The organism is Clostridiales bacterium, from assembly GCA_015243575.1.
GTDB lineage: Bacteria > Bacillota > Clostridia > Peptostreptococcales > Anaerovoracaceae > Anoxybacterium > Anoxybacterium hadale.
The window spans coordinates 3,106,551-3,122,744 of the sequence record CP042469.1 but is presented as its reverse complement, the minus strand read 5'-3'; the positions used below and the strand labels follow the sequence as shown (position 1 = coordinate 3,122,744).

18 protein-coding genes and 1 pseudogene are annotated in these 16,194 nt (G+C 44.8%); 11 read left to right on the top strand and 8 right to left on the bottom strand.

What is annotated here, in order from left to right:
• Positions 1-168: 168 nt before the first annotated feature.
• From FRZ06_13975 to FRZ06_13955, 5 genes are all read right to left on the bottom strand, one after another.
• The gene (locus tag FRZ06_13975; protein QOX64374.1) at positions 169-891 is read right to left on the bottom strand and encodes a DUF5131 family protein; all 723 of its coding nucleotides are present in this window, start codon (positions 889-891) and stop codon (positions 169-171) included.
• A 55-nt stretch (positions 892-946) separates the two neighbouring features.
• A complete protein-coding gene (locus tag FRZ06_13970) occupies positions 947-1,153 on the bottom strand; it encodes a hypothetical protein (protein ID QOX64373.1) in 207 nt (68 codons plus the stop codon).
• Between the two features lie 65 nt (positions 1,154-1,218).
• Entirely contained in the window at positions 1,219-1,689 is a 471-nt protein-coding gene (locus tag FRZ06_13965; GenBank protein QOX64372.1) for a glyoxalase/bleomycin resistance/dioxygenase family protein, read from the bottom strand.
• Positions 1,690-1,692: 3 nt separating this feature from the next.
• Positions 1,693-2,514, bottom strand: a complete 822-nt coding sequence (locus tag FRZ06_13960; GenBank protein QOX64371.1) for a helix-turn-helix domain-containing protein — start codon at positions 2,512-2,514, stop codon at positions 1,693-1,695.
• Positions 2,515-2,897: 383 nt separating this feature from the next.
• Positions 2,898-3,245, bottom strand: coding sequence for a hypothetical protein (locus FRZ06_13955; GenBank protein ID QOX64370.1), 348 nt, complete (start codon positions 3,243-3,245; stop codon positions 2,898-2,900).
• A gap of 199 nt (positions 3,246-3,444) precedes the next feature.
• Between FRZ06_13955 and FRZ06_13950 the strand changes: the two are divergent.
• Both FRZ06_13950 and FRZ06_13945 read left to right on the top strand, forming a co-directional pair.
• Positions 3,445-3,570, top strand: a pseudogene (locus tag FRZ06_13950) (collagen-like protein).
• Between the two features lie 640 nt (positions 3,571-4,210).
• On the top strand, positions 4,211-4,753 hold the full coding sequence (locus tag FRZ06_13945; GenBank protein QOX64369.1) for a GNAT family N-acetyltransferase: 543 nt from the start codon (positions 4,211-4,213) through the stop codon (positions 4,751-4,753).
• Positions 4,754-4,837: 84 nt separating this feature from the next.
• Here the strand turns inward: FRZ06_13945 and FRZ06_13940 are convergent, their stop codons facing one another.
• The 3 genes from FRZ06_13940 to FRZ06_13930 all read right to left on the bottom strand — a co-directional run bounded on the left by FRZ06_13940 (position 4,838) and on the right by FRZ06_13930 (position 6,745).
• Complete coding sequence (locus FRZ06_13940; GenBank protein QOX64368.1) at positions 4,838-5,446, bottom strand: spore coat protein; 609 nt, start codon at positions 5,444-5,446, stop codon at positions 4,838-4,840.
• 178 nt (positions 5,447-5,624) lie between these two features.
• A complete protein-coding gene (locus FRZ06_13935) occupies positions 5,625-5,954 on the bottom strand; it encodes a rubredoxin (protein QOX64367.1) in 330 nt (109 codons plus the stop codon).
• A 191-nt stretch (positions 5,955-6,145) separates the two neighbouring features.
• Complete coding sequence (locus FRZ06_13930; protein QOX64366.1) at positions 6,146-6,745, bottom strand: hypothetical protein; 600 nt, start codon at positions 6,743-6,745, stop codon at positions 6,146-6,148.
• A 342-nt stretch (positions 6,746-7,087) separates the two neighbouring features.
• On the opposite strand from FRZ06_13930, the gene FRZ06_13925 reads away from it, so the two are divergent.
• The 9 genes from FRZ06_13925 to FRZ06_13885 all read left to right on the top strand — a co-directional run bounded on the left by FRZ06_13925 (position 7,088) and on the right by FRZ06_13885 (position 16,166).
• Entirely contained in the window at positions 7,088-8,332 is a 1,245-nt protein-coding gene (locus FRZ06_13925) for an ABC transporter substrate-binding protein (protein QOX64365.1), read from the top strand.
• A 172-nt stretch (positions 8,333-8,504) separates the two neighbouring features.
• Complete coding sequence (locus tag FRZ06_13920; protein ID QOX64364.1) at positions 8,505-9,392, top strand: branched-chain amino acid ABC transporter permease; 888 nt, start codon at positions 8,505-8,507, stop codon at positions 9,390-9,392.
• 3 nt (positions 9,393-9,395) lie between these two features.
• The gene (locus tag FRZ06_13915) at positions 9,396-10,496 is read left to right on the top strand and encodes a branched-chain amino acid ABC transporter permease (GenBank protein QOX64363.1); all 1,101 of its coding nucleotides are present in this window, start codon (positions 9,396-9,398) and stop codon (positions 10,494-10,496) included.
• The gene (locus FRZ06_13910; protein QOX64362.1) at positions 10,489-11,334 is read left to right on the top strand and encodes an ABC transporter ATP-binding protein; all 846 of its coding nucleotides are present in this window, start codon (positions 10,489-10,491) and stop codon (positions 11,332-11,334) included. Before FRZ06_13915 ends, FRZ06_13910 begins: the two co-directional genes overlap by 8 nt.
• A complete protein-coding gene (locus FRZ06_13905; protein ID QOX64361.1) occupies positions 11,334-12,038 on the top strand; it encodes an ABC transporter ATP-binding protein in 705 nt (234 codons plus the stop codon). Before FRZ06_13910 ends, FRZ06_13905 begins: the two co-directional genes overlap by 1 nt.
• Positions 12,039-12,147: 109 nt before the next feature.
• Positions 12,148-13,338: an ABC transporter substrate-binding protein gene (locus FRZ06_13900; GenBank protein QOX64360.1), complete on the top strand. Its 1,191-nt coding sequence runs from the start codon at positions 12,148-12,150 to the stop codon at positions 13,336-13,338.
• A 19-nt stretch (positions 13,339-13,357) separates the two neighbouring features.
• Positions 13,358-14,563, top strand: a complete 1,206-nt coding sequence (locus tag FRZ06_13895) for an ABC transporter substrate-binding protein (protein QOX64359.1) — start codon at positions 13,358-13,360, stop codon at positions 14,561-14,563.
• Positions 14,564-14,659: 96 nt separating this feature from the next.
• Positions 14,660-14,881, top strand: coding sequence for a NifU family protein (locus FRZ06_13890; GenBank protein QOX64358.1), 222 nt, complete (start codon positions 14,660-14,662; stop codon positions 14,879-14,881).
• Between the two features lies 1 nt (position 14,882).
• Positions 14,883-16,166, top strand: coding sequence for a CapA family protein (locus FRZ06_13885; GenBank protein QOX64357.1), 1,284 nt, complete (start codon positions 14,883-14,885; stop codon positions 16,164-16,166).
• Positions 16,167-16,194 lie beyond the last annotated feature (28 nt).

Genomic DNA, 16,194 nt, shown 5'->3' with positions numbered 1-16,194 from the left:
TACAGCAAGAGCCGTTGCATCTAAGTAAGGTGCAACGGCTCAATTTAGTGGCAAGTCACATTTGATTGTGTAGGTGAACTTAGTCACCAAAAGAGGGATTTCTCATTTGGTTCGTTCAGAACATTCATGAAGTAAAATAGGCAATAATGCTTTACTCCATTGATTTGATCAGAACAACCTTTTCCCATCTGAAATATCAATATTGAGCTCTTTTGCCACACTGTTTTGCTTAAATGGATTTATTTTTTCCACTACACCGTTGCGTTTGAAAAGTGAGCCTGTATTCTTGAACCAAAAGGTTACATCTGCTTTTACGCATTGTTCACGGATATTAAGTACCCAATCATAATCGCACATACGGGCTTCTCGTCCTGTTTCGCCGCCAACGGTAACATGGTCTACTCCATGAAGATAGGGCGTTAAATCTATCATTTCTAAAAGTGGAGCACAAGCAATAAACCTCCTCTTTATCGGATAGGATAAAAAGAGTGGAAGCCTGTAATCGGCGAGTGTTTGATTTTCGACAGTACAGCCAATATTCACATTGTCATAGCCTGACCCCCAATCAGACGGAAGCGATTGGGGGAAGCGGTCAATTCGCTTTGTCAAAATCAAAAACTCAATATCTGTTCTTTCCTTGATGATCGCCCAAGCCTCTTTACGCCATTCATCCGCTTCGGGAAGAAAAAAGTCCGTCGCAAAGCAGGTTGCAAGAATTTTGTTGCCTTTAATGTTGTATTCACCTTTTGCATTTTTTCTTACAGGCCAATCGAATTTATCTGTTTTTTGTATGGTGCTTTGACCGTAGCGTTTTGCATACGGCCCATAAAAATAGCAATTTGTACAGCCATCACTTATTTTATAACAGCCTGTCCATGGCTCCCAGTTCATAGTGTTCCTCCTCTTAGATGGGTGAAGCCGATGATGGCAGAAACGCAGCCGCTTGTCAAACGCAGCGTTTGAACGTCACCGTCTGTGCCTTCATGGAGATCTTACCCACCTCGTAGCCGTAGGCGGGCAGTTCCTTCTTGAAGGTTAAAAAGGCGTGATCGATGGGAAAGCCCAGAATCTGTTCAATCTCGGCATAGGTCAGCGCGAAGCTGTTCTCCGTGCGTTGACCTATCGCCTTCCAGAGCGGCTTATATTTACTCATTCTCCCTCTCCTCCGATCTTGTTTGGAATAAAATAGCGGCTTTGATTTACCAAAGCCGCCGTGTATCACATACCAAAGCCTAACGCATACTGTTTTACAACCTCAAGAGGAAACATTGTGCGTGTAGCGACTTCTTCTGACGACATACCCTGATTAAAAAAGCGTTTGATAACCGTATTCATATCCTCTGCAATCTCCACAATATGCTTGTCTGGGTCATATACCCGAATGTCACGCTGCCCCCATGGGTATTCTTTTATTTCATGTACCCATTGCAAACCGGATATGCTTTTCAGTTCAGTATACACTTTGTCTAAATCTTCCACTTCAAAATAGACTTGAAAGTTGTGTGACTGTTCTTTCACACTATCGACGGCCAATCCAACGAGTTCAGCATAACCTTGTTGCAGAGAAAAGCCCTTAAAGGTTACATGCACGCCAATATCCATGACCGAATTTTGATGAAGCACATTTTCATAAAAATGCTTAGAAGCGGATATATCTTTAACCGCTAAGAGACAACCTTGATATTTCATTTTTTAATCCTCCTTTGAGGATATTGTATCGTATATCTCTGTTCCGTCATAGTAAAAATCCGACATTGTTTTCAGATACTTTTGAGGGGTAACACCGCTGATAGCCTTGAAATCTTTATCAAAATGGGCTTGGTCAAAATATCCGGCTTGTTGCGATAATGCCGCAAAAAAGCAAGGCGACGTTTGAATGTGTTTTAACACGTAGTTAAAACGGGTTAAACGAGCATAGTTTTTAATATTCATTCCGATTTGTGTAAGAAACAAGCGGTTTAGCTGTCGCTCACTATAACCGGATTGTCGGGCGACTTCTTTCACTTGTACTTGTCCATGACTATCAGAAATCACAGTAGACGCTAATAACAAAGCGTCCGAAATAACGTACTTTTCCATACGCCTGTATAAAATCTTTTCACAAATATTTGCTAAATCTGTCGCGGTTCTAGACATTACAAAGGCTTGATACAGCAAATGAAATAGCTCGTTGTCAATGTCTTCAAGCGAAAGGCGTTTGTCTGCAAACTCCGCTTGGCTTTGGCGTGTGATTTGATACAAACCATAGGGCGAAAGTTGGATAAGCAACAGGACCTGATAACTATTTGGTTCCATTCCTAACAAAACAGGGGTTAGGGATGCTCCCCATAGTTCAACAATTACAGCGGTTCCATCAAAGGCAAGGGACAATGTTCCGCAAGCGTTAGGCATAAGCGTATAGTGCGCTGTAAACGTATCATTTTCTGGAAATACGATATTGTAATATAGAATATATTTTCTCAGCCCTGCATGTGAGGGAAACATATTGAATTGCTTGCCACTTTTGGTAATCAAATTGTTCCCTCCTCATTTTCAAAGTAAAGTTTTCATTATGCTGATCCGCCGAATGCGAATCAAGCAAATATCAACACACCCCTTCGGGGCATTTTTTCCTCACTGCTATTTCAAAAAAGTTTTACTCGGTAAATATAAAAATAAGTTTACCATAGCAAAATGGAAGTTTCAATCAATCAAATATAGACAATAGGGAGGAGTTCGGTGCTATGAAAATTAAAATCCGTTCACCGTCTTTATGCAAGTATTGACTGGACTATTCTTGGCATGTAGACAAAGCAAGAGCCGTTGCGTCAAGTTAGATGCAACGGCTCAATTTCGTGATAAGTCGGATTTTATTGTGTAGGTGAAGTTAAACACTAACAGAGGGTGTGCTCATACCCTTACACAATGTTTTCACCCAAAATAATTTTTGGCATAGTGGTTAAGCATCTGTTCCACCGCTTGTAAAAATGCTCTAACCCTAACTTTGACACCCTTGCGTGAGTTTCTTCATCTCTAACAGTCCAATGTAAAACATAAGTGACTTTGCCTACATTGCGTGTGAGGCGAACAGGCAATGCCCCTTCTTTAACGGCATTAAAATCTGTTTGGCGGTGGGTGCGTTTGATATATCTAACTTCAATAACACCATCCTGCTCCATATAAAAGGCGGCAACCTCTTTCATAAGTTGCTCAATTTCCTCTTGCTTTTCAATCTTTGCCTCATAGATACAAATTTCATTAAACATTTATTGCACCACCTCGCACATTATATAAACTTGCTCACCGAGCGTTAATTTCCCATGCTACCGTTTCACAAAAGTTCTACACGGTAGATATATAAAGTAAGTTTACCATAGTAAAGCAGAACTTTCAATCAAACAAATATGAATGGATAGATTGAAAAGGTGCCAATAAGGATAAATATTTTTTAGTCCTGACTTGACACCAGCAGGATCGACAGGTCCGACAGGACCCCAGGGACCTTTTGGCGCTCAGGGTATTCAGGGCCCAACAGGATCAAGCGGCCCCACGGGCCCAACAGGATCAAGCGGCCCCACAGGCCCCACAGGACCTCGTGGTGAAAACGGAACCAGATCTGCAATTGAGACTTGTTCAATAGGCAGCATTAACGCTGTGATTTCTTTCAATCAAGGCGGTGGAAACAACCAAGCGGTTGGAGCTTTGGTGTTTGAATGCGGAGTCGATAGAACAGTAAGCCAAATGGCAGCATATGTTACGCAGAGGGGAGGCGGAAGCGGCAGTTTCCAAATGGCAATTTTACGGCCTACCTCAACCTTTCAAGCGACAGTGATCGCTGCAACACAGACAGTGACTTCTATCAATGCAGGACTTGTGGTGCTTCCATTAACTGCTGCGACTGTACTTAGTGCAAATTCAATCTACTATCTGGCAGTATATAATCAAGTCAATGGTTCCAATATAGGGGGAATTACTGCTGGGATTAATACGGCGGATGCACCGCCCATTAATTTTAGATCACAAAATTTATCCGGTTTTACAATAGGGCAGAGTCTCAGTACGAGTGATACTCTGCGTCTTACACCGTGGTTAAGTACCTGTTAGAATATGCAGTTTCAGACTTGTATTTAATGGCGCTTTTCAATAGAATAGAGGAGAGACTTGGGCTGTATTGACCCGAAACCAGTACAGCCCAACGTTTTCAGTAGTGAAGCGAAAAGGTGGTGCCATTATGATGAGAATTGAAACAGAAAGATTGATTATCAGGCAGTTTCAAGAGAAAGATGCTGCTGGACTACTGGATTATCTTTCACATCCGCGTGTAAATTGCTTTCTTGATGAAAAACTTAATACCTTTGAAGATGCCCTTGCTGCGGTTAAGCATAGAAGTCAAGATCCAACACAGCTTGCTGTATGTCTGAAAGAAAATGATGTAATAATTGGAAACCTATTTGCAATGAAAGAAGAACCGGATACCTACAGTGTCGGTTGGCAATTCAATGATAAAATTGAAGGGAAAGGATATGCAAACGAGTCCGCCAAAGCATTATTAAATTATCTGTTCCACGAAAAGAGTGGAAGAAGGATTTATGCTTATGTGGAAGAGGATAATATTCGTTCGCAAAAACTCTGTGAACGACTTGGAATGCGCAAAGAAGCCTGCTTCCTAGAGTTCATATCTTTTACGAATTATCCCGACGGAACGCCCAAGTATGAAAACACCTTTCAGTACGCCATTCTAAAGAGGGAGTGGGAAGTTATCTTCAAGCAATAATTTTTTTAGAAAATTTCATAAAAAACCCCAAACGACCAATTTCTAGTTGTTTGGGGTTTCTCTGTCTGCCATTCATGAAATGATTTACTGAACCTGATACATCCCATGGCTGTTCATATACTGAAAGAGTTGCTCTCCATGCTGCTGCTCTTCCTTCTGAATGTGCTGGAGCGCTTGTCTTACTGTTGGCTGTGCGGATTCAAAGATACTTGTGTCATATGCACTGGATACGTACTTTTCTGTAGAGAGCATATCCTGAAGCAAGACTTTATCTGTGTTATTTGCCGTACCGCTTGCTCCGCTTCCGTTCAGCTTAATGTTAGCAGAGGCAGACTGCATCTGTTGCTGAGCGGCTTGCGCTGCAGATTGGTTCAATTGTTTTCCGCCGGCAGAAGGCTTCCAGGTTTGTCCGCCTTGCTGACCGCCTTGTCCGCTTTGCCCACCCTGGCTGCTCTGATTTTGCTGTCCCCCGCTTTGACTTTGTTGTCCCCCGTTCTGACCGTTGCTCTGTATCAGTTGGTTGATTGTATTATAATGCTGCTGCTCTGCATTCGCGAGCTGATTGAACAGCTGACTGAGCTGGGGATCTTGCGCTTGCTGTGCATAGCTTGTATACTTTGTAACGCAAAGATCTTCTTCCGTTTTTAAATCCTCTAAAAACATTCTTTCCTTTTGACTTAATTGTCCTTGCAAAATAAATCACCTCCATACTATAGTCTGGAAGCGCGACGTAAAATTATGCAAAGCAAAATAAAGAGCGATTAGAAAACATTTCTTAATCGCTCAAATTAAAACAGATGATCTAAATAACAGTGACTCTGTTATTCCTAATGTGTATTTTAAAAATACTCGGGCAGATCACTTTACAATACTACCATTTTCCTTTTTCCATATGTCCCGAAAGCTCTGCTTTTGATCTTTGCTTGATGACCCAGGCTTCTTGCTTTGCTTTTTCAAAGACGGATACACAGGGTGGATCGAGGTTGATTTCAATTCCTTCCTCTGCCAGTTCCGTGATAGCCATTGCCAGATTTATAATTTCCATGTGGATATCATTGGTTCTGTCGGAGGTATAAATCTTCTGTGTGTCCTCATCCGATAAGCTGTTAAATTTCTCGGCAGGAGCGCCGCATTTTGGACATGCTTCAGGCGCGGTGTCGCCCTCATGAGTATAACGGCAAACAGTACATTTCCACAACATTTTCTATTCTCCTTTCTGCTCTGTCAATTTAAAGCGACACGATTATTACTCAAGTCTACTTCGGACTGATTCTACTGGATTCTCCAGCGGTTTGCAGCGAAATATTTTCGAATCTCTATCAGTGCCCCTTTTGATACCTATTGTAGCATATCTATAAGGACAAACCAAGCAGAATGTATGATACTGGAACATTAGCTTCGTAATAGGATGGGATCCTTCCCTGCATAGAAGATGCCCCGCGCCATATATTGCCCTATTTCTGAGGCATTTAAAAGGATTCGTTCATAAATGCTGATTTCCATTTCATAATCTCCTGATAAGGCTGCCCTGTAATCTGCAAGACTTGCGCTGATGTCCTGATAAAGAAGTGTTTTCCACTGTTCTTGCTGCCAATAAGGAAGCTTTGATAGGAGTGCCGCAATTTCGTCTGCTTTTGCATAAAGATTCTGCGTTAAAGTATCCACCGACTCCTGATTACCGCTGATTAGGTCATCCATAAGTTTTATCTGGATAAGGACATAACTTTGGAACAATGCAAGGAACTGTTCTGCCAGCCTTTCGCCGAAAAATACCCTCAAGGTATTATAAAAATCGACCGGGACCTGATTAATCCGCTTATCAACCGCACTGACGTAGGGAGATTGTTCGAGTTTAGAGAGAAAAAGAACCCATCTCCACATCGAAAATCGCTGCCATAAGGAGATAACATTGTTCAGGACATTAAACTGTTCAAATGTAAGGCATGCTTGATTATCTTGAGGCAGATTGTACTGCTGACGTCTGTATCTCATAGGACACCCCTTTTAATATATAAAAAGCTCTGTTTTTTTACTTCCTTTTTTAATAATATGACGAGGGTAACTTTATGCGTTAATTTTTTTGTGCTTGTAAGCAATATTCTTTTCCAATAATGAAGGTAGAAAGGGGCTGGAGGCAAAGCAATCTCACGAACCGATATCCCTGTATAAATTCCCAGTGACGCACAGGGGATAACTTTAGGCGGTACTATTTACTTTTTCACTAAAATTGGTATAATGGAAATGGTTGTCTCTTGCCGCTAAAAAGCCGTGAGAGACAAGCGGGATGTCGAATCATGCCGCACAATATGTGTGGCAACTTAAGGAGGAGAAATAATGAAAAAGCTCTCATTGTTATTGGTAGTCTTAATGCTGCTCAGCGCATTCCTTACAGGTTGCGGCGGCGGCGGGGCTGCTGATGAGGAAAAACCAGATGGCTCTGCAGTCAAGAGCATCGCGGTGGAAGGCGACACGATCAAAATCGGCGTTTTCGAACCGACCACAGGTGAGAATGGCGGCGGCGGAATGCAGGAAGTTCTTGGAGCCCGCTTTGCCAATTCCGTAGCTCCTACTGTAGCGATCGATGGAAAAGAGTACAAAATCGAATTGGTCGAAGTTGACAACCAGTCCGATAAGACTGCTGCCGTAACAGCTGCACAGTCACTGATCTCTAAGGGCGTAGTTGCTGTGATCGGCTCCTATGGCTCCGGCGTATCGATTGCTGCAAGCCAGACCTTTGCTGATGCAGGAGTTCCGGCGATAGGCGCATCCTGCACAAATCCTCAGGTTACCCTGGGAAATGACATTTACTTCAGAGTATGCTTCCTTGACCCGTTCCAGGGCACTGTAATGGCAACATATGCCACCGATCAGAGCTTTAAAAACGCTGCAGTCATCAGCCAGAACGGCGACGACTATTCCACTGGTCTTGCGGGATATTTTAAAAAAGCATTTACGGAACAAGGCGGAACGATTGTCGCGGACGAAACCTATCAGACAAATGAGTCAGATTTCAATGCGATTCTGACAACAATTAAGAGTGCAAATCCTGATGTCGTATTCATTCCTTCGTCCATCACCACGGCAACTTTGATTCTGCCCCAGATCAGGGCAAATGGAATCAATGCTCAGGTACTTGCCGGCGACACATGGGAAAATGCAACAATCATTTCAAAGGATTCCGTTGGCGTTGCATTTTCAACTTTCTTTGATGAAAATGATACCAGTAATCCTGTAGCAGCAAAATTTGTCACCGACTTTAAGACATATCTAAATTCCGATCCTAAAAATATTACCTATAATGCCAACACCGATACCGTTGCAGCGGTTTCTGCTCTCGGATATGACGCGTATATGGCAATTTACAACGCTCTTCAGTCATTGGATGTAAGCGGCGCGGAATTGAACTCCATGGCGATTCGTGATGCGATTGCAAAGGTAAGCTTTGACGGCGTGACCGGAAAGATCTCCTTCGATGATAACGGCGATGCAATCAAGGATACCGCCTATATCAAGACAATTACGGATGAATCCGTGACAAGCAAGGAATTCAAGTTCATAAAGACTCAGTCCGTAAAATAACAGCAACAGGCCTAAAAAGGCTTGACGCGGGAAATTTCTGTAAATTGCGAGGCGGCGGGGGGTTTATCGACCTCCCACCGCTCTTTCTGCAGTTTGCAAAGATGTGTCAAGCTACGAGCTTGATATATCTTTACAAATTGAATTAATTTTTAATCTAGGAGGCAACTAAATAATGACCACAACAGCATTTTTACAATACTGTCTGGCAGGCATTTCAATCGGCGGGATATATGCCCTCATCGCAATCGGATATACAATGGTATACGGGATTCTGCGGCTGATCAATTTCGCTCACGGCGATATTTTTATGATGGCGGCTTACTTCATGATCTTTGCCATGGTTGATTTCATGATACCCTGGTATATCTCTGCTGGTATTGTGATCATAAGCACGATACTTCTCGGAGTTCTCATTGAAAAGTTTGCATATTCGCCGCTGAGATCCTCGCCGAGAATGTCCATCATGATTTCGGCCATCGGAGTTTCATTTCTGCTTCAGAATCTGGCGACATATTTATTCTCAGCACTGCCGAAGCAGTATCCGTCAATTCCGATCCTGAACAAAACCTTGACGTTTGGAGAGGTGTCCACTTCGGTGGTGACCTTCATAACACCGATTATTACGATCGGAGCACTGATTCTTCTTATGCTTATTATTAAGAAAACAAAGATCGGAATGGCAATGCGGGCTGTATCCAAGGATTTTGAGACCGCCAAGCTGATGGGGATTGAGATCAATACCGTTATCAGCGTCACCTTTATCATAGGATGTTTTCTGGCGGCGCTGGGCTCCATGCTTTATTTCACCCCGCGTCCGTCCGTATTTCCCCTTGCGGGCTCGCTTCCCGGGCTCAAGTGCTTCGTCGCAGCAGTTTTTGGCGGAATCGGAAGCATTCCGGGCGCAGTACTGGGCGGGTTCTTGATCGGCATTAGTGAAACATTTATCAAAGCGGCAGGGTATTCGGAATTTAGCGATGTCTTTACGTTCGTTCTGCTCATTGTCGTGCTTATGTTCAGGCCAACGGGCTTGTTTGGCGAAACTTTAGCGGAGAAGGTGTAGATTATGAAGAAAAAGACGAAAATCATTTGTTCCATCATCGCAGGACTTGTAATCGCGGCTTTTATCTTCTATGTCGGAGAAGAAGTCTCAAGCTCTTCGATGCTGCGGACTGTACTGCAGCTCGGTACGATTTATGCGCTTGTCGCAGTTTCCATGAACCTGCTGAACGGTTTCACCGGACTGTTTTCCCTTGGACAGGCAGGCTTTATGGCAATCGGAGCCTACACCTATGCGGTACTGACTATACCGGTAGATAAAAAGGCCAATGTATATTATCTTTACGGAATCACTGATTCCCTGGCAAATGTGGAGCTTCCCCTATGGCTTGGCATTATTGCAGGTGGACTGCTCGCAGCGCTGCTCGCCGCCATCGTAGGCGCTCCGGTATTGCGTCTTAAGAGCGATTATTTTGCGATTGCTACCCTCGGATTCTCGGAAATCGTCAGAATCCTCGTTGGAAGCTCGCCCTTTAACCGTATCACCAATGGATCACTGGGTCTCAACAACATTCCCGGCAATCCTTCCTATTATACGCCCTTTATCGTTACCGCCATCTGTATTGGCATCATCGTACTGCTTTTGACCAGCTCCTACGGGCGGGCCTTCAAAGCAATTCGGGAGGATGAGATCGCGGCGGAAGCAATGGGAATCAAGCTTTCAACCCATAAGCAGATGTCATTTATTATCAGCTCGTTCTTTACAGGAATTTCCGGGGCTTTGCTGGCAATGTACCTTGGAGCGATCACTTCGACCACATTCCCGATCATGCTGACCTACAACATCCTTCTCATTATCGTAATCGGAGGAATGGGAAGCGTTACCGGAAGCATTATTGCAGCATTTTTGGTTACAGCGGCAAAGGAATGGTGGCTGCGTTTCCTCGATCAGCCTATGATGATCGGTGACTTTCAGGTGCCGCTTCTTCGTACCGGATTTAGAATGGTCGTTTTTTCGATCATCCTCATGCTGGTAGTTCTCTTCTGGAGAAGAGGGATCATGGGTCAGAAAGAATTTTCCTGGGATGGCCTGATTCATTTCTTTAAGAGAATCAAAAATAGATTATGGGGGAATTCTACAAAAAAGGGAGGTGCGTTGAATGGATAATGCTAATACGAGCGTACTTCGCCTAGAAGACATCACAATGCAGTTTGGAGGAGTCGTTGCTGTAAACAATCTGAGCCTTGAAGTCCGCAAAGGTGAGATCATCGGTTTGATCGGGCCAAACGGTGCAGGCAAAACAACGGCATTCAATGTTGTTACCGGCGTGTATGCACCGACCAACGGAGCTCTCTACCTGAATGATAAGATGATCATAACCAACCATCCCCGCGGGAAGATGAAAGAGCTTTACCAAGGGGAAAATAAGGGGAAATATACAAAATCGATAATCCTTTCCCCTGACAGGATCACGAAAATGGGGGTTGCAAGAACCTTCCAGAATATCAGGCTTTTCAAAGATCTCACCGTTTTCGAGAATGTACTGATTGCAAAACACATGAATATCAAGGCGAATATCTTTTCCGCCACCTTCCGGTTAAATCGTAAGGAGGAGCAGCAGATGAGAGCGGAATCCATGGATCTCCTGCGTATTCTCGACCTTGATAAAAATAAGGATGACATCGCATCCTCGCTTCCTTACGGCAAACAAAGGCATCTTGAAATCGCAAGGGCCTTGGCCACCAAGCCGTCTTTGCTGCTTTTAGATGAACCTGCGGCAGGAATGAACCCGCAGGAATCCGATGAACTGATGCATTTTATCGGTAAGATCCGGGACGATTTCGATCTTTCCATTTTGATGATCGAGCATCATATGCAGCTTGTTATGGGAATCTGTGAAAGGATCTATGTTCTGGATTACGGAATCAAGATTGCGGATGGCAACCCGGCTGAGATTCAGAACAATCCGCGCGTAATCGAAGCGTATCTGGGGGTGGATGAATAATGCTGGAAATTAAAGATTTACATGTCCACTACGGTGGAATTCACGCACTGAGAGGCATCAGCCTGAACATAGAAGAAGGCAAGATCATTTCTCTGGTGGGAGCAAATGGAGCGGGGAAGAGCACGACGCTGAAAGCGATCATGAGTCTGATCCAGAAAACCTCCGGTTCGGTGATTAATGACGGAAAAGACATCACCAATGAAAAAACGAAAAATATCGTCAAGGGCGGCGTCATACTCACTCCGGAAGGAAGAAGAGTGTTCCCCGACCTGACGGTAGACGAAAATATTGCTCTGGGAGCATATACAAGAAAAGACAAGGTGGAAATCGCGAAAGACAGGAATTGGGTATTCGAACTCTTTCCGAGGCTGGAAGAAAGAAAATGGCAGGCGGCAGGAACGCTTTCCGGCGGAGAACAGCAGATGCTGGCTGTGGCTCGCTCCCTGATGGGACGCCCCAAGCTCCTGATGATGGACGAACCGTCCCTGGGACTTGCCCCTCTTATTGTAAAGAGTATTTTCAGCATCATCAAGGAAATCAATAAAGCGGGAGTGAATGTGCTTCTGATCGAGCAGAATGCTAAGGCTGCGCTGGAAATTTCCGATTACGGATACGTAATGGAAACCGGAGTCATCACCATTTCAGGAACGGGAAAAGAACTTCTGGGCAACGACCAGGTCCGCAAGGCGTATCTGGGAGAGTAACACAGTTTGCGGCAATATGGGTGCAATGCGAGTAGGGGACCGCAGCTGCGTTTAAACCCCGCTGCTCAAGTGTGTTATACTTTTCAAATGGGGTAAAGGAGAAAAAGCAATGAAAAAGGTCGCCTTTTTGATGGTAGCCACGCTCATGCTGTCTGCATTCATGGCAGGCTGCAGCGACAATGCCGATAACGAAACTGCCAATGCCGAAAAACCATTGCGTGAGACGATCATAGTCGGTGTATTTGAGCCCTTGACCGGCAGGAATGCAGCTGACGGAAAACTGGAAAAGCAGGGCATTGATCTTGCTCACAAGCTGTATCCCACCGTGACCATTGACGGAAAAGAAATGCCTGTAGAGCTCAGATATGTTGACAATAAATCGGATAAGATCGAATCTGTGAATGCGGCAAAAAAACTGGTGTATGATTTTGGTGCAAAGGTCGTACTGGGCAGCTGGGGAAGCTCTAATTCTATCGCGGCAGGGCCTGTTTTTAAAGACGCACAGGTACCTGCAATTGGAACATCCTGTACAAATCCGCTCGTTACGTTTGGAAACGATTATTACTTCAGGGTATGCTTCACCGATGCGTTCCAGGGCAAAGTAATGGCAAACTACGCATTTAAGGAAGGCGGTTACAGGAAAATTGCTGTTATTCAGGAAGAATCCAGCATCTATTCCGTATCGCTTGTGAAACTATTTACGGAAAATTTCAAGCTGCTGACCGGGGATGAAAACAGCGTCCTAAACGCAGGCGGCTACAACACAGGTGATAATGACTTCACGGTCCAGCTTACCGCGATTAAGGACTCTGATGCTGAGGCCATCTTCTTTCCGGGCAGCCTCACAGAATCCGCCCTGATCATGAAGCAGGCCAGACAGCTTGGGATTACCCTTCCTTTTCTGGGGTGTGACACTTGGGAAAATTCTGAGGTACTCCGGCTCGCCGGTAAAGCAGCAGAAGGCGCCGTGTTTTCCGGCTTTTATGATCCCGCGGCTTCATTGACGGATAAAGCAGCAGAATTCAAAAATGCATTTGCTGCTGAGTATGGAAAAGACGAGTTGCCTGTTGGCGTAACTGCATTGGGCTTTGACGCTTACCTGCTGGCTCTTGAAGCAATTGAGAAGGCCGGAACTGCGGATGGACCGGCTCTGAGAGATACTCTTGCCTCGACACAGGATTTCGAGGGAGCAACAGGATTCGTTACACTGGATGAAAACGGAGATGCTGTTAAGCCCGCCGTGATCAAAACCATTCAGGGAGGACAGTTCGTTTACAAATCATTCGTGGAACCATATTGAGCGATTTTTGGAGAGAATCATGATAAAGAGACAAAGACGGACTGCGGCATTTACCGCTCTGTTGATCGTGCTGTGCGCTGCAATGCTAACAGGCTGTGCAACCTATAGTAATTTTAAAAGTACATTTATTGAAACGGAAGCGGACAACACCGCTGTCGCCAGAATTGGTGTGTTCGAGCCACTGTCGGGGAAGGACAAAGAATACGGTAAACTGGAACTTCAGGGAATCGAATTGGCCCATGAACTCTTCCCCGAAGTCCTCGGCAAGAAGGTCGAACTGGTCTATGCTGACAATAAGTCCGATGTGGACGTTGCAGCCACTGCCGCGCGGCAGCTCGTAGATCAGAAGGTTTCGGTGGTTCTGGGAAGTTATGGAAACACCCTTTCCTTGGTAGGGGCAGATTTATTTGCTGAGGCTAAAATTCCTGCAATTGCAATCACTGCTACAAATCCTCTTGTGACCAGCAGCAACGATTATTATTTCAGAACCTGCTTCGTGGAATCCTTTCAGGGGGTTGCGCTGGCAAAGTATACCGTGGAACAGCTGGGGATAACAAGTGCGGCAATCCTGAAGGATGCTGACGACGACTATGCCGCCGCAGTTTCACAGACCTTTAGTGACAAGCTGGTACAGCTGACGGGGAATGAATATGCAGTGGCCAAGGTGGTGGAATACCACGCTGAGAAGAAAGATTTTAAGCAGCAGCTCAAGGAAATCAAAGACTCCGGGGCAACAGTTGCCTTGCTTGCAAGCCGGACAGCCGATGCGCTTGAAATTATGCGTCAGGCAAAGGAAGCAGGCATTCAGCTTACCTTTTTGGGGACGGATAGTTGGGGAAATGAGGACTTTCTAAAAAGTGGTGGATCTGCTGTGGAGGGTGCAATTTTTTCGGCATATTTCGATGCGGAGGTCGGTATCACCGCCAATACAGAAGTGTTCTTAAAAGCCTATCGAGAAAAATATGGGCAGGACAAAGAGCCGCCAAGTGAAGTGGCTCTCGGATTTGATGCATATTTACTGGCTATCAATGCCATCGGCACTGCTGGAACCTCTGTGAATGGAGAAGCCATCAGAACTCAGCTTGCTTTGACACGAAATTACCCCGGTGCATCAGGCAATATAACCTTTGATGAAAATGGGGACCCCATCAAATCTGTCGTAATTAAGACCATTACAAATGGTGCATTTGTTCATTTATATACAGTAGAGCCTACATGGCAGTGACGATGAAAATCTGCAAATCCAAAATTTGTGATTTTTCTAGTATAAAATCTGCCAGATAGCGCGAAAGCGCAGGGCAAAATGTTAAGGAGGATTATTATGGAACAGAATATTAAAGACGCGCTGGAAACGATCAGACCATTTCTGCAAAGGGATGGCGGTGACGTAGAGTTTGTAGAATATACTGCAGACAAAATTGTAAAAGTAAGACTGCAGGGTGCCTGCCATGGTTGCCCCGGAGCACAGATGACTTTAAAGAACGGAATTGAAAGAATTTTAAAGGAGCAGTATCCGGAGATCGCCGGCGTCGAATCCGTCTAGTATGGACGAGCTGGCTATTGTTCAAATGAAAGATACAATTTTTAACCATTGGAAGAAGATCATCATAATAGCGGCAGCATCAATTATTGCGGTGGGATTATATTTTATACTCCCACCTCTTTTACATGGGCAAGATGGAGGTCAGATACCACTGCCTTCTTCCCCCGCTGAACCTGCTCCTGCAGATGAGCCTGAGGAAGCGATCAGCCTCAGAATCTCGGCTGTAGGAGATGTGATGGCTCATAAATCCCAGCTGACTGCTCAATATGACAGCAGTACAGGAACATATAATTTCGATAATAACTTTCAATATCTAATCCCATATATTAATCAGGCAGATCTGGCCTTGTTCAATTTGGAAACAACCTTTGCCGGTGGTACCTATACTGGCTATCCAGCGTTCAACGCACCGGAAAGTCTTGCCTCCGCAATGAAGAACGCTGGCTTTGACGTGGCGCTGACCTCAAATAATCATATTATGGATAAAGGGCTTGCGGGGATGAAGCGTACCTTGGAAATGACCAGAAAAGCCGGACTTAACACAGCAGGCACCAGACTGGACGGTGAAAAGAACTATACCATCGTTGAGGTGAAAGGCGTAAAAATAGGTGTTGTAGCATATTCTTATGAAACACCGAAGGTGGGAGGTGTTCCCACAATTAACGGAAGTCATATCGCAGCAGAGGCATGGCCGCTTCTGAATACCTTCAGCTATTGGAATCTGGATCAAGATCTACTCAAGGTCAAGCAGAGCATTCAGGATGCCAGAGCAGACGGTGCAGAACTTGTAATCTGCTATTACCATTGGGGTGAAGAATACCAAAGATCTCCCAATGATTATCAGCAGAATATTGCCAGACAGACAGCAGGGTTTGGTGCGGATATCATCTTTGCTTCTCATCCCCATGTACTGCAGGGCATGGAGCTTCTGACCGATGCATCGGGAAAAAAAGTCCCCGTGTACTATTCTATGGGCAACCTCATCTCAAACCAGAGGCTTGAAACCCTGGATAACCGGTACACGGAGCAGGGTATGATTGCAGAAGTTGATCTGCAGTATATGAAAAGCACAAAACAGATCCTCACCATCGATATGAAGGCGGTACCCACTTGGGTAGATAAATATAAGAAGAATGGAAAAGATGTCTATGCGGTGATTCCACTGGACAGCACAATGAGCACAAACCAGACTCTGGCAGAATCAGGCCATCTGTCTCGAGCGCAGCAGGCGCTAACGGATATCAAGACACTTCTTGGGGAAGAGTATATCCGGTCAGCTCCGTGAGAACAATAGTAAGAGCGTTAAAGTGCTG